Origin of the sequence: Streptomyces sp. NPDC059398 (genome assembly GCF_042751845.1) — a bacterium.
Lineage (GTDB): Bacteria > Actinomycetota > Actinomycetes > Streptomycetales > Streptomycetaceae > Streptomyces.
Genome location: NZ_JBHYWP010000133.1, coordinates 7,586 through 19,525, shown reverse-complemented (window position 1 = coordinate 19,525; position 11,940 = coordinate 7,586). Strand labels below are relative to the sequence as shown.

Below are 11,940 nucleotides of genomic sequence, written 5' to 3'. Positions count from 1 at the left end.
GCTCCGTACCGTTACGGAGCAGGCCCGCCGCGTGTTCAGTACCTGTTGTCGTTCCCGGGCTCGGTGGCGAGTCGGGCGAAACCGCGCTGGAGCACTACGAGACGGTGGCGGCGTGCTGCCGCAGGAAGGCTCCGGCGTGAGCGGCGGCCTCTTCCTTCGTCGCGTACCAAGTGCCGTCCTCGGCGGCGCCGCGAGTTTCGTCCGCGCCTTCGCCCGCCCAGGCCCAGCCACCGGACGACGGGTCCTGCACCAGTTCGGCCGTGCCGCCGAAGAGTTCGAGCGTCGCGTCTCTCCGCGCCGCCACGGCGGCGGGGCGGGGAACCGCGTCGGGCCACTTCTTGCGCGCGCCCTGGCGGGTTATGCCCCAGACCGCCCCCATCTGCTCGTAGTTCGCGCCGTAGGAGCCGGCTGTCGCCGCCGCGATTGCCGCCAGACGCTTGACCTCCGTATCCACCACCTTCCAGGCGGCGAGGATGGACAGAGTCACATCAACCGGGTCCGCCTCCCACATGCGGGCCGTGGACAGCCCTGACTCGCGGGAGCGAATGGCCGCTGCGAGCGGATTGAGGGCGTCAGTAAGCGCCTTGACCAGCTCGGCCCGCTCTTCGGGGGTGATCTCGATCGAAGTCATGCGACAACTATAGTTACCGTAATCGATTTCGACAACTTTAGTTCCGGCTCGGCGGCCGGGCTGTCGTCGGCGACCGTGACCCGGCTGACGAAGCGGTGGCAGGCACTCTCTGCGTTTCTGATTACTCACCGGGCAGCCCGCTGTGTGAAAGCGCGAGGCCTAGACAAGGCGGCCGCCGGCCACCCGAGTGGCGGCCTGCTTGAGCCTGCTGAGCAACGGCACAGCCTCGACGTGGATCACCCCAGGGAGACTACCGAGCTGCTCAGTGACATAGCTGAAGAGCTCAACGCTGTCGCGGCAGGTTACTGCGGCCACGATGTTCGCAGAGCCCGTGACCGCGGCGACCCAACTGGTCTGCCGATGCGAGGAGAGCGCCTCGCAGACCGTGACGATGAGGTTCGGAGAGACTTGAAGGAGCAGCGTGGCCGAAACTCGGTAGCCGAACGCTTCCAACATCACGTCCACGTCCACGGTGACGGCACCACTGTCCAGGAGCGCCTGGAGACGACCTCTGACGCGGGACAGCGGCCAGTTGAGGGTACGGGACAGTGCTGACGCGGTGGCTCTGCCGTCCCGGCGTAGTTCCTCCAAAAGTGCGCGGTCTTCGAGGAGCACCGGACTGTACGTCTCCTTCCGCCGGCGAGGATCGCTCCCCTCAAGGAGATGTCGTACCGCGTCCTCGCTCAGCGGCTCCTCGAAACCCGACCACTCGGCAGGGCCGCCGGAGTACGAGTGCAGCACCAGGTGAGTAGTGAAGGAGAGCACTTCGGCCGTGTGCGAGATCCGGGGCAGCACTCCCGTGCCGCAGGCTGCATCGGCGGGCAGGGTCGTGGTGCACATCAGCTCCGCACCGCCGGAGTGCAGCGCAACCCAGGAAACGTCCTCGCGTGCAGCAAGCACATCGCCCAGGTGGGCTGCGGCAGTAGGACGGCACTGCAGCCGCAGCAGCCAGAGCCCACGTCTGGCAGAGGCAGCTGCCTCGCTGACCAGGACTCGGAGCACACCTGCCTCGCGCATGGCGCTGTAGCGGCGTGTCGCAGTCTGCTCCGAAACCCCCACCGCCTCGGCGATCCGTCGCATCGGGGCCCGCCCGTCGAGCATCAGGCATTGGAGGATTTGTTGATCCACAATGTCCATATGGGCAGTTTAGTTCTTCTCAGCGGATCCCATGGAGGTAGCTGTCGAGTAGGGGCCGAGCCCTGGAGCTTCCGGGGCCGCGTGGCGAACACTCAACTCATGAGCGTTTTGAACCACCACATCGTCTGGTCCCGCGATGCTGAGACCTCGGCCCGCTTCCTGGCCGACATGCTGGGCTTCGAACCCCCGGTGAAACTGGGTCATTTCTTGATGGTGCAGGTGGGACCTGGCATCACCTTCGACTTCATGACCACCGACCGCGACATCACGGCTCAGCACTACGCCTTCCTGGTCAGCGAGGAAGAGTTTGACGTGATCATCGGCCGGGTGCGGGAGTACGCCCTGGAGTGCTGGGCGGACCCCGGGCATCAGGACGCGAGCAACATCAACCGCCTCGATGACGGCCGCGGTGTCTACTTCAACGACCCCAGCGGTCATGAGCTGGAGATCATCACACGCCCCTACGGCAGTGGCGGTCTCGACGCCGAGCACGTCAACCCGCTACTTACCGAGGAGCTCGCGGCGAGCGGGAAGCTTCCGGACCTTTCATGACCGAGCCGTTGACCGAGTCGTTGACCGAACGCCCCCTCGTTCAGGTGCTGATAGGGAGCACTCGGCCGAACCGCGCAGGCGAACCCACCGCTCGTTGGGCCGCCGAACAGACCGCCGCGGGTGGCGTCTTCGACGTCGAAGTGGTCGACGCTCTGCGCAGAGCCATGCGGCAGAGAACGGTCCGACCGTGCGCCAGATCGCCCCACCAGTCTTCGAAAGAGAACTGACCATGCCGAAATTCACCGAGCTGGACCTTCACGTTGCACTCGCTGACCAGCTTGACGAGGGGGGCGGACCAGTCATCCTCGTCAACGTCTTGTGCGTCGCCCCCGAAGACGTCGACCAACTGCTGCTGGCTTGGTCCACCGACGCGACTACCCTGAAGAATCAACCGGGCTTCATCTCCACCCAGTTGTATCGCGGTATCGCCGGCAGCAGCGCGTTCCTCAATTACGCTGTCTGGGAGTCAACGGACCACTATCGGGCGGCCCGACTTGACGACGGCGCTCGCGCAGCCGCTCGCGATCTCTACCCGGCCAGCCTCGTCGCCACCCCGCACCTGTTTCGAAAGCAGGCTGTGCCAGGAATCTGCGTGGCCTGAGGAATTGATGCGTGGTAGCGGGGTATTACGCGCCTGGCTTGCTGGCGGCAACCTGGGAAGAGGAGGCGAACGCCGCAGTGGCCTCCCGAATCGGGCTGCCGCGGCTGCCAGTCGTGCACTGGCCAGAGCCGTCCAGCGAGCATGAACGCGCGGACCAGTGGTTCGGGCTCTGCTGTAAGACCCGGACCCTGATGACCTGGGCGGCCGGCCGGCCGTTCGCCTGAGCGGACGACGAGATCACCGACGCCGACCGGGATGGGCGGCTTGGTTGGAAGGAAGTAACCCTGTGCCCTCCGGCTTGCCGCCCAGGTGATCGAAGTTTCGGAATGCTGGACGAGCCGTTCACAGTCGGGATCAGAAACAGGTACTCAGCCGGCGGGGGAGTACGAGTAGACCGTCGTGGACACGATGCAAGCGCCCGGCTGAACCACCTCCGCGCGCAGGGTGCGCGACGCCGGGTCGTAGTCGACGCCCTCGGACTCGAAGGTGCCGGAGCAGATGCTGCGGCGGGGGAGCTGGAGCAGTGTCGTCACCCGGCCGGTGACCGTACTGCCGTCGATGGCGTGCTCCAGATCGACCTGGAGCAGGTCCTTCGCCTCGTCGTCCGAGACACACACCAGCCGGGTGTCCGAGACGAAGTCGCAGCCCTGGATGTCGCTCACCGTGCGGTCCAGCGAGATCTGGCCGGCCTGGGGCAGCGCCCCGCCGGCGGGCGGGGTGGCCGGGTTGAGCAGCGGAGCCGGGAAGACCTGGAGGCGGTCCTGGCTGCCCCACTCCCCGGAGACCATCCACTGCGCGTCGGGTGAGACCGCGGCGAAGGAGTTGTTGAGCTTCTCGCCCGGATCGAGCTGGTGGACGTACTCGTACCGCTTCCCGTCCGGGGTCGTCACCGCGTACATCTTCGATGTCGCGTCGTCCCCGCCCTGGTAGGCGTCGAAGACATCGCCCCGGGCGATGTCCGGGTCGCCTATGTGGTTCCAGCCCTTGGCGCGGAGACCGAGCGGCACCGAGGCGAGCCCCCGGAAGAGCAGCGAGCCGTCCGCCCGGCCGGCGATCCCCTCGCCGCCGGTCAGGGAACCGGTGTAGGAGGTGCCCGATTCGGTCCAGCCGCCCGGTGCGGCGGCCGCGCTGGGCAGGAACGCGACGGACAGGGCCAGGGCGCCCGTCAGAACGGCGGCAACGCGGAGCGTTTTGAGGGGCACTGATTCTCCGTCGGTTCGGCAGTGGGAGGCGAAGCGTAGACCGGGCCCTCCGGTGCGCGCACCCGCCTCGGTGCGCCGACCTCGCAACGATGGCCGGAACATGACGCGGCCGCCTGCCCGCACGCGGCTACCCGGCGGGCTCGGCGGTCCAGCTGACCAGTGGGGGCCGGATCGAGCCGCAGAGCGGCTGCCCCTGGCTGTCCGTGAGCCGCAGCCGTGCGGTGAGGCGGCCGGAGCGTACGGCCGCGTCGAATACGTCGGGGCTGACGGCGTCCAGCATCAGTTTGGCGCGGCGGAACATGGTGGGGGTGCCGTCCGGATCCGCCGTGGTCCAGGACAGATAGACGAAGCGCCCGCCGAAGCGGTTCTGGATGTACGGGCCGGAGACGACGGTGGTGCCGTCCGGCCCCGGTGCCGTCGTGCACTCCAGCGTCCACCGGGCGGACGGCAGATCACCGGCGTGCGCGGCCGCCACCTCCTGGGGCCGGTCCCTGGCCTGGACGCCGACGTGGATGTCGACGGCATCGGCGAAGGCGGAGCTGGTGCGTCCGGGCAGGCCGGAGGCTTCGATACGGATCTGCATGCGGCCATTGTCCAGGGCCGCGGCGTACGGCAGATCGGCACACGCTCGTTCCGTCTTCTTCACCTGCCGGTCCGGGGGCCGTGGCAGTGTCCTGTGAACCGTACATGACATCAACCACGTGCCGCCGCACGGCAGTTGGAGAGGACACCCCCCACATGTCCCGACTTACAGCGATGAGATGGATCACCGCCATGGCCCTCGCCGGGGCCGCCGCCCTGAGCGCGGCACCGTCCGCGCCCGCTGCCGCCCGCCAGGTCCCCCTCCCGGCCGCGACGGCCTCCCGGGTGCTGGACGACTCGTACTACGCGGACGCCGAGGGCAAGTCGGGTGCGGCGCTCAAGAGCGCGCTCCACACGATCATCAGCAAGCAGTCGACGGTCAGCTACGCCCAGGTCTGGGACGCGCTCAAGGTCACCGACCAGGATCCGGCCGACTCGTCCGACGTGATCGAGCTGTACACGGGGAAGTCGGTGCCCAAGTCGAGCAGCGGCGGCAGCACGGGTGACTGGAACCGCGAGCACGTGTGGGCCAAGTCCCACGGCGACTTCGGCACGGCCACCGGGCCCGGCACCGATCTCCACCATCTGCGGCCCGCGGACGTCGCGGTGAACGGCGTCCGGGGGAACAAGGACTTCGACAACGGCGGCACGGCGGTGGCCGGAGCCCCCGGCAACTACACCGACTCGGACTCCTTCGAACCGCGCGACGCGGTCAAGGGGGATGTCGCCCGCATGATCCTCTACATGGCCGTGCGGTACGACGGCGGGGACGGATTCCCGGACCTGGAGCCGAACGACAAGGCGGGCAACGGATCGGCGCCGGCCATCGGACGGATCAGCGTGCTCACGCAGTGGAGCGACGAGGACCCGCCCGACACCTTCGAGAAACATCGCAATGACGTGATCTACAGCGACTACCAGCACAACCGCAACCCGTTCATCGACCACCCCGAATGGGTCGACTCGATCTGGTAGCCGCCGGAGCGGTACGGACGACGGGGCGGGGGCCGGTCACCGGACCCCGCCCCCGGTCGTCCTGTTGCCGTCGCGCGGGACGCTCAGACGCTCTCCCCGTCGCTGCTCCCCTTGGAGGTGTGGGCGATGCACTCGACGTCGATCTGGTCGGCGAGCTTCGCCAGTTCGATGGTGAGGGCGGCCACGGTGTCCTCGTCGGCGTTCGACGCGTCGTCGCGCACCGCCTGGAGCCAGCCCGCGCCGAGCGTCCGCAGCATGTGGCTCACATCGGCGGCTGCCACATGCAGCACGCCCTGCTCGTCGGGGACCAGGGCCAGCATGACGTCACGGTTCAAGTCTCTCCGCCTCCAGTGTCTGCGGAATCCTCCGCGCTGCGACTCTAATGACACCCTGCGCCCTCACGCGGGACATGAGGTCCGTGCCCCGCGGGACATGAGGTCCATGCCCTCTCGCAGCGCAGGCGATGCACCAGCTATCCATGTCCGTGTCCGTGGTGTCGTGTGCCCGCCCTGGGCCCGGACCACTCCGACGGCGTGCGACGGCGCGGCAGCCGGACGCGGTGTGGGCATCACGGTTCCTCACCGCCGCTCGGCGCGGTGGCGCCGGATGACGGCGACGTCGATGGCCGCTATGGCGGTGAAGACGGCGCAGAGGGCGGCGAGAACGACCAGGGCCGTCGTACTGGGGGCCCCGGAGGAGCGTGCGGAGGCCGCCCACAGGGCAAGCAGCGCGGCTCCGGCGGCGAAGACCGGCAGGGCGATGGACGAGATCACCAGCCGGGCGCCCAGTGCGCTGTAGGCGGTCAGCGGCTCGGTGCCCGTCCTGGGCCATCCGAGGTGGGGGAGGCGCGGGTGGGTGTGCGGGGCGCTTCCGCCGTGGCCCCCGCCCAGCGCGGCACGGTGGGACATGAGATCCCCTTCCCGGCGCCGGTCACCGGAGAGGACGGGCGGCCGCGCGCCTCGAATCGCGTGGATCCTGTACACCCCAGTGTGCTCCACTCCCGGCGCCCCGCGCCGCCACGGAACCGGAGGACCCGCCCCGCGCTAGCGGACCCGCCCCACCGCGGCGTAGATCCCGCTGCCCTCCGCCTCCGGGGCCGCCGTGTCCTTGAACCACTCGGTCGCGGTCACCAGGCCGGGTTCGACGAGTTCGAGCCCGTCGAAGAACCGGGCCACCTCGGGGCGGGTGCGGAAGCCGAGCCGGATGCCGCCCTTCGCGTACTGCGCCGTGACCATGGCGGCCAGCTCCTCGTACCGGTCCGAAGCGGCGTGTGACAGCACCAGGCAGCTGCCCGGCGGCAGCGTCCCGACCAGGGTGCTGACGATGCCGTACGGGTCCTGGTCGTCGGGGACGAAGTGCATCAGCGCGATCAGGGAGAGCGCGATCGGCCGGTCGAAGTCCAGGAACTTCCTGGCGTGGTCGATGATCGTCCGCGGCTCTCGCACATCCGCCTGGATGTAGTCGGTCGCGCCCTCCGCGCTGCTGACCAGCAGGGCTTCCGCGTGCCGCAGGACGATGGGGTCGTAGTCCGTGTAGACGACCCGCGCCGACGGCACGGTCCGCTGGACGATCTGGTGCAGGTTCGGCCGGGTGGGGATGCCGGTGCCTATGTCGAGGAACTGGTCGATGCCGCTTTCCGCCAGGTACGCGGCGGCCCGGTGCATGAACGCGCGGTTCTGCCGGGCGGCGTCCTTCGCCTCGGACGGAAGGCTCTCGCCCACCTCCTGGTCGACGGGGTAGTTGTCCTTGCCGCCCAGCAGCCAGTCGTAGACCCGCGCGGGGTGCGGCTTGCTCGTGTCGATCCGGGGGGCGGGTGCGGCTTCCGTCATGGGCGGGCTCCGTTGCGCGAGGAGTGGACGGGGGCAGGTCCCTGGGCGTGGCCGGGGGAGAGGGTGACTGCCGCACTGCCGCAGCCCACCGCACCCCGGCCGACCAGCGTCTTGTCGGCGCAGTCTGCCACAGCAACTCAGCGGCCGGTGCATGGCGTTGGCCTGCCCGGAGGGAAGTGCTCGGTCCTCAGCGGGCTGCTTCACAGGGCTGCGGCCTCCTGCCGGTCCCGCTGGGGTACGGGGGCGGGGCAGGCAGGCACCGCCGGCCGGTCCGGACCCCCGTCCGGCGGGCCGCAGGACCTGTGGCCTGGGGCTCCGGGGCGGACGTGACAGGATGGCCGTATGTCTACCAACGTTTTCTTCGACATCACCATCAATGGCGAGGCCGCGGGAAGGATCGTCTTCGAGCTCTTCGACGACGTCGTTCCCAAGACCACGCAGAACTTCCGCGAGCTCGCCACCGGCGAGCACGGCTTCGGCTACGCGGGCTCGGGCTTCCACCGCGTCATCCCCGACTTCATGCTCCAGGGCGGTGACTTCACCCGGGGCGACGGCACCGGCGGCAAGAGCATCTACGGCGAGAAGTTCGCCGACGAGAACTTCAAGCTCAAGCACGAGCGTCCGTACCTGCTGTCGATGGCCAACGCCGGCCCGAACACCAACGGCTCGCAGTTCTTCATCACCACGGTGCAGACCCCGTGGCTGGACGGCAAGCACGTCGTCTTCGGCGAGGTCGTCGAGGGCCAGGACCTCGTGAAGAAGATCGAGTCGTTCGGCTCCGGCTCGGGCGGCACCAAGGCGAAGATCGTCATCGCGGCTTCCGGCGTCGTCGAGAAGTAATCCCCCGGGATCGCCCAGGGGTCTTCCGGGCCGGTCCAGGGGTCTTCCGGACCCCGGGCTTCCGGGATCTTTCCCGGGACCCGCACGAAGCACCCCGGCACGGTCCGGGACATCCGGGTGCCTCCGCGGCCGCCGTCCAGGTGAGCGGCCGCGGAGCCCCGGGCTCCGGCCGTACTCCCCGCGGCCTCAGCCGGCCGGCCGGGCCAGCACCCGGGCCCGGCAGTCGGACGGGGAGCCCCAGGCCGAGCGCAGGGCGCGCGCCTTGCGGATCCACAGGGACAGGTCGTACTCGGCCGTGTAGCCGATGGCGCCGTGCAACTGCAGCGCCGTACGGGCCGCCGCGTACGCCGCCTCGCCTGCCGCCACCTTCGCCGCCGCGACCTCCGCCCCAGCGTCCGGAGACTTGCCCGCCAGGGCCACCGCCGCACCGTGGACCAGCGGGCGGGCGAACTCCAGCCCGATCAGCGCATCCGCCAGCCGGTGCTTCACGGCCTGGAAGGCGCCGATGGTGGTGGAGAACTGGGTGCGCTGCTTCGCGTAGGCGACGGTCCGTTCGACCAGGGCGAGACCGACCCCCAGAGCCTGCGCCGCGGTGGCGAACGCCGCCCAGTCGGCCGCGGTTCGGGTCGACGCTCCGACCTCCGGGCCCGATACGAGCGGAACCCCGCCGGCGATGTGCGGGACCGCGAGCCGCCGGGCCGGATCGATCGAGGGCTGAACGGCGCCGTGTCCGGACGCCGTACGCAGTTCGGCCGGTCCGCCGTCCGTCGCAGCCGTGCCCGTCACCACGAAGGTGACATCTGCCGTGTCCATGTCCAGGGCGTACGGGCCCCCGGCCGGCAGGGCCAGCGATGCCATGCCCCGCCCCGAAGCGAGCCGGGGCAGCCACCGTTCGGCCGATGCCGTGTCCCCGCACCCGGCGGGCCCGCCCAGGAGGACGCCCGCCGCCACGGTCTCCACCAGGGGGCCCGGCACGGCGTGCCGTCCCAGCTCGACGAAGGACACGGCGAGTTCGACCGGGAGCAGGCCCATACCGTCGTACTCCTCCGGCACCGCGAGCGCGAAGACCCCGGCATCGGCGATCCGTTTCCACAGCGCCCGGCCGGGACCGGTGTCCCCGGTGGCCCAGGCCCGTACCGCGGCAGGGGTGTCGGCCGATGCGAGCATCCGGTCCAGTGTCCGGCCGAACTCGGTCTGTTCGTCGTCGAGCAGGAATTTCATGACCGGCGTCCCTTCGGCAGGCCCAGCAGCCGTTCGGCGATGATGTCGCGCTGGATCTCGTTGGTTCCCGCGTAGATGGGGCCCGCCAGCGAGAAGGTGTAGCCGTCGGCCCAGCCGCCGTCGGCGGGCGCGTCCGCCGCGTCGTCGGAGAGCTCACCGCGCGGGCCCAGCAGGTCGAGCGCCGTCTCGTGCAGGCTGATGTCCAGCTCGGACCAGAAGACCTTGTTCAGACTGGACTCCGCTCCGATGGAGCCGCCGGCCGCGATCCGCGAGGCGTTGGCGTAGGTGAAGAGCTGGTAGGCGCGCGAGCGGATCACGGCGTCGGCGACCCGGTCGCGCAGCGCCGTGTCGCCCGGGTCGGCCTCGGCCCGCCACAGCCCGGTGAGCCGGGCGGCCGCCGCGGTGAAGCGCCCCGGGCTGCGGAGTGTCAGACCGCGTTCGTTGCCCGCGGTGCTCATCGCGACCTGCCAGCCGCGGCCCGGCTCGCCGATGACGTCGGCGTCGGGGACGAAGACGTCGTCGAGGAAGAGTTCGGCGAAGGCCGGTTTGCCGTCCAGGCGTCCGACCGGACGTACGGTCACGCCGTCCGCGTCGAGCGGGAACATCAGATAGGTGAGACCGCGGTGCGGCCGGTCCGCTTCCGGGTCGCTGCGGAAGAGCCCGAAGGCACGGTCGGCGAAGGCCGCCCGGGACGACCACGCCTTCTGGCCGTTGAGGAGCCAGCCGCCCGCCGTCCGGGTCGCGGTGGAACGCAGCGAGGCCAGGTCCGAACCGGACTCCGGCTCGGACCAGGCCTGCGCCCAGATCACCTCGCCGCACGCCATGGCGGGCAGGACCCGGGCGCACTGCTCGGGGCTGCCGTGCTCGAAGAGGGTGGGGGCGAGGAGGTTGATGCCGTTCTGGCTGACCCGGCCGGGCGCGCCGGCCGCGAAGTACTCCTCCTCGAAGATCAGCCACTGGAGGATCGACGCGTCCCGGCCGCCGTGCCGGGCGGGCCAGGAGACCACCGACCAGCGGTCGTCCGAAAGGGTGTGCTCCCAGGCCCGGTGGGCCGCGAAGCCCCCGGCGGTCTCCAGCGACGGCAGGGGTGATGCGGGGACATGCGCGGCGAGCCACTCGCGGGCCTCGGCGCGGAAGGCGTCCTCGGCCGCGGTGAAGTCGAGGTCCATCAGCGTCCTGCCTTCTTCATCGCTCCGACGTCCATACCCCCGAGCGGGTCCGCCGCCGTCTCGGCGTTGTGCGCGTGGGCGAGATGGTGCAGGCCGAAGACGGAGTCGAGTCCGGTGTGCAGGCCCTGCAGATCCTCCGCCTGGTTGACCGCGCGCTTGGTCAGAGCCAGCCCCATCCGGGGCATCTCGGCGACGCGGGCGGCGAGTTCGTGCGTACGGGCGGTGAGCTCGGCCGCGGGAACGACCCGGTTGACCATGCCGACCTCGTACGCGCGCCGGGCGCTCATCCGGTCACCGGTGTAGAGGAACTCCTTGGCGATCCGCGGGGGCATCACCCAGGGGTGGGCGAAGTACTCGACGCCGGGGATCCCCATCCGTACGACCGGGTCCGCGAAGAAGGCGTCGTCGGCCGCGACGATCAGGTCGCAGATCCAGGCGAGCATCAGCCCGCCCGCCACACAGGCGCCCTGTACGGAGGCGATCATCGGCTTCGGCAGCTCGCGCCACCGCCGGCACATCCCCAGATAGACCTCGGACTCCCGGGCGAACCGGCTTTCGGCGCCTGCCTTCTCCGAGTGGTCCCACCAGAGCCCGGCCTTCCGGTCGAAGGGGAGGTGCGCGTCGCGCTCCGGGGTCCCGATGTCGTGCCCCGCGGAGAAGTGCCGGCCCGCGCCCGCCAGCACGACGGCCCTGACCTCGTCGTCGTCGGCCGCACGGTAGAAGGCGCGGTCGAGCGCGTAGGTCATCGCGGAGTTCTGGGCGTTGCGGTAGTCCGGGCGGTCCATGGTGACCAGGGCGAGGGGGCCCTGACGCTCGTAACGCACGGGCTCTTCATGGTCGGCGATCATCGGCGACTCCTTCCCTAACAAGTGTTTGGTAGGTTAACCTACGGCCATGAGCAGCGTCGAGGAATCCGGCACCGGGACCGCCCGGACGCGGACCGCATCGCGAGGTGGACATCCGTGAACAAGCCCCCGCAGTACCTCCCCGGGCACCAGCTGCTGGGGGGGGGCCGCCCCGGGGAGACCCCGCCCGGGCGGGCGCGGGGGGGGGGGCGGGCGCGCGCGCGCCCCCCCGCGGGGGGCGCCGCCCCCCCCCCGCCACGCCCGCCCCCCCCCCACACCCCAACCCCCCCCCGCCCCGGCGGCGCCGCCTCTTCTCCGTCGTACGGGCGGTCAGGTGGCGGGCGTCAGGACCTTGG

14 protein-coding genes are annotated in these 11,940 nt (G+C 70.3%); 4 read left to right on the top strand and 10 right to left on the bottom strand.

All coding sequences use genetic code 11. The annotated features are described in order from the left end of the window. Positions 1–94: 94 nt before the first annotated feature. Complete coding sequence (locus tag ACFXBC_RS32260) at positions 95–631, bottom strand: hypothetical protein (protein ID WP_385032651.1); 537 nt, start codon at positions 629–631, stop codon at positions 95–97. A 159-nt stretch (positions 632–790) separates the two neighbouring features. Further along, a complete protein-coding gene (locus ACFXBC_RS32255) occupies positions 791–1,768 on the bottom strand; it encodes an Lrp/AsnC family transcriptional regulator (RefSeq protein ID WP_385032648.1) in 978 nt (325 codons plus the stop codon). A gap of 99 nt (positions 1,769–1,867) precedes the next feature. On the opposite strand from ACFXBC_RS32255, the gene ACFXBC_RS32250 reads away from it, so the two are divergent. Continuing rightward, complete coding sequence (locus tag ACFXBC_RS32250; protein WP_385032645.1) at positions 1,868–2,320, top strand: VOC family protein; 453 nt, start codon at positions 1,868–1,870, stop codon at positions 2,318–2,320. Between the two features lie 187 nt (positions 2,321–2,507). Then, positions 2,508–2,921 (top strand): antibiotic biosynthesis monooxygenase family protein, encoded by a 414-nt coding sequence (locus ACFXBC_RS32245; RefSeq protein WP_385032642.1) that lies wholly within the window; start codon positions 2,508–2,510, stop codon positions 2,919–2,921. A gap of 368 nt (positions 2,922–3,289) precedes the next feature. On the opposite strand, the gene ACFXBC_RS32240 is transcribed toward ACFXBC_RS32245, so the two are convergent. Further along, entirely contained in the window at positions 3,290–4,123 is an 834-nt protein-coding gene (locus ACFXBC_RS32240) for a hypothetical protein (RefSeq protein WP_385032639.1), read from the bottom strand. 127 nt (positions 4,124–4,250) lie between these two features. Beyond that, positions 4,251–4,706, bottom strand: coding sequence for a DUF5990 family protein (locus tag ACFXBC_RS32235; RefSeq protein WP_385032636.1), 456 nt, complete (start codon positions 4,704–4,706; stop codon positions 4,251–4,253). A gap of 173 nt (positions 4,707–4,879) precedes the next feature. Here ACFXBC_RS32235 and ACFXBC_RS32230 point away from each other — a divergent pair, with 173 nt between their 5' ends. Further along, entirely contained in the window at positions 4,880–5,680 is an 801-nt protein-coding gene (locus tag ACFXBC_RS32230; protein WP_385032633.1) for an endonuclease I family protein, read from the top strand. Positions 5,681–5,763: 83 nt separating this feature from the next. On the opposite strand, the gene ACFXBC_RS32225 is transcribed toward ACFXBC_RS32230, so the two are convergent. The 3 genes from ACFXBC_RS32225 to ACFXBC_RS32215 form a co-directional block, all read right to left on the bottom strand. Then, the gene (locus ACFXBC_RS32225) at positions 5,764–6,015 is read right to left on the bottom strand and encodes a DUF6213 family protein (protein WP_385032630.1); all 252 of its coding nucleotides are present in this window, start codon (positions 6,013–6,015) and stop codon (positions 5,764–5,766) included. 243 nt (positions 6,016–6,258) lie between these two features. Beyond that, positions 6,259–6,588, bottom strand: coding sequence for a hypothetical protein (locus tag ACFXBC_RS32220; protein ID WP_385032627.1), 330 nt, complete (start codon positions 6,586–6,588; stop codon positions 6,259–6,261). A gap of 135 nt (positions 6,589–6,723) precedes the next feature. After that, a complete protein-coding gene (locus tag ACFXBC_RS32215; RefSeq protein WP_385032624.1) occupies positions 6,724–7,509 on the bottom strand; it encodes an SAM-dependent methyltransferase in 786 nt (261 codons plus the stop codon). 342 nt (positions 7,510–7,851) lie between these two features. On the opposite strand from ACFXBC_RS32215, the gene ACFXBC_RS32210 reads away from it, so the two are divergent. Next, positions 7,852–8,349, top strand: a complete 498-nt coding sequence (locus ACFXBC_RS32210) for a peptidylprolyl isomerase (protein WP_385032621.1) — start codon at positions 7,852–7,854, stop codon at positions 8,347–8,349. Between the two features lie 186 nt (positions 8,350–8,535). Here ACFXBC_RS32210 and ACFXBC_RS32205 read toward each other — a convergent pair whose 3' ends face one another. The 3 genes from ACFXBC_RS32205 to ACFXBC_RS32195 are packed head-to-tail and all read right to left on the bottom strand — an operon-like array spanning position 8,536 to position 11,587. Beyond that, complete coding sequence (locus tag ACFXBC_RS32205; RefSeq protein WP_385032618.1) at positions 8,536–9,570, bottom strand: acyl-CoA dehydrogenase family protein; 1,035 nt, start codon at positions 9,568–9,570, stop codon at positions 8,536–8,538. Further along, a complete protein-coding gene (locus ACFXBC_RS32200) occupies positions 9,567–10,739 on the bottom strand; it encodes an acyl-CoA dehydrogenase family protein (RefSeq protein ID WP_385032615.1) in 1,173 nt (390 codons plus the stop codon). Before ACFXBC_RS32200 ends, ACFXBC_RS32205 begins: the two co-directional genes overlap by 4 nt. Next, positions 10,739–11,587, bottom strand: coding sequence for an enoyl-CoA hydratase (locus ACFXBC_RS32195; RefSeq protein WP_385032612.1), 849 nt, complete (start codon positions 11,585–11,587; stop codon positions 10,739–10,741). The genes ACFXBC_RS32200 and ACFXBC_RS32195 overlap by 1 nt, the downstream gene beginning before the upstream one ends. Positions 11,588–11,940 lie beyond the last annotated feature (353 nt).

Coding starts and splice junctions, on each gene's coding strand:
- ACFXBC_RS32260 (WP_385032651.1), bottom strand. CDS start 631: ATGACTTCGATCGAGATCACCCCCGAAGAGCGGGCCGAGCTGGTCAAG.
- ACFXBC_RS32195 (WP_385032612.1), bottom strand. CDS start 11,587: ATGATCGCCGACCATGAAGAGCCCGTGCGTTACGAGCGTCAGGGCCCC.
- ACFXBC_RS32235 (WP_385032636.1), bottom strand. CDS start 4,706: ATGCAGATCCGTATCGAAGCCTCCGGCCTGCCCGGACGCACCAGCTCC.
- ACFXBC_RS32210 (WP_385032621.1), top strand. CDS start 7,852: ATGTCTACCAACGTTTTCTTCGACATCACCATCAATGGCGAGGCCGCG.
- ACFXBC_RS32255 (WP_385032648.1), bottom strand. CDS start 1,768: ATGGACATTGTGGATCAACAAATCCTCCAATGCCTGATGCTCGACGGG.
- ACFXBC_RS32220 (WP_385032627.1), bottom strand. CDS start 6,588: ATGTCCCACCGTGCCGCGCTGGGCGGGGGCCACGGCGGAAGCGCCCCG.
- ACFXBC_RS32230 (WP_385032633.1), top strand. CDS start 4,880: ATGAGATGGATCACCGCCATGGCCCTCGCCGGGGCCGCCGCCCTGAGC.
- ACFXBC_RS32200 (WP_385032615.1), bottom strand. CDS start 10,739: ATGGACCTCGACTTCACCGCGGCCGAGGACGCCTTCCGCGCCGAGGCC.
- ACFXBC_RS32215 (WP_385032624.1), bottom strand. CDS start 7,509: ATGACGGAAGCCGCACCCGCCCCCCGGATCGACACGAGCAAGCCGCAC.
- ACFXBC_RS32205 (WP_385032618.1), bottom strand. CDS start 9,570: ATGAAATTCCTGCTCGACGACGAACAGACCGAGTTCGGCCGGACACTG.
- ACFXBC_RS32250 (WP_385032645.1), top strand. CDS start 1,868: ATGAGCGTTTTGAACCACCACATCGTCTGGTCCCGCGATGCTGAGACC.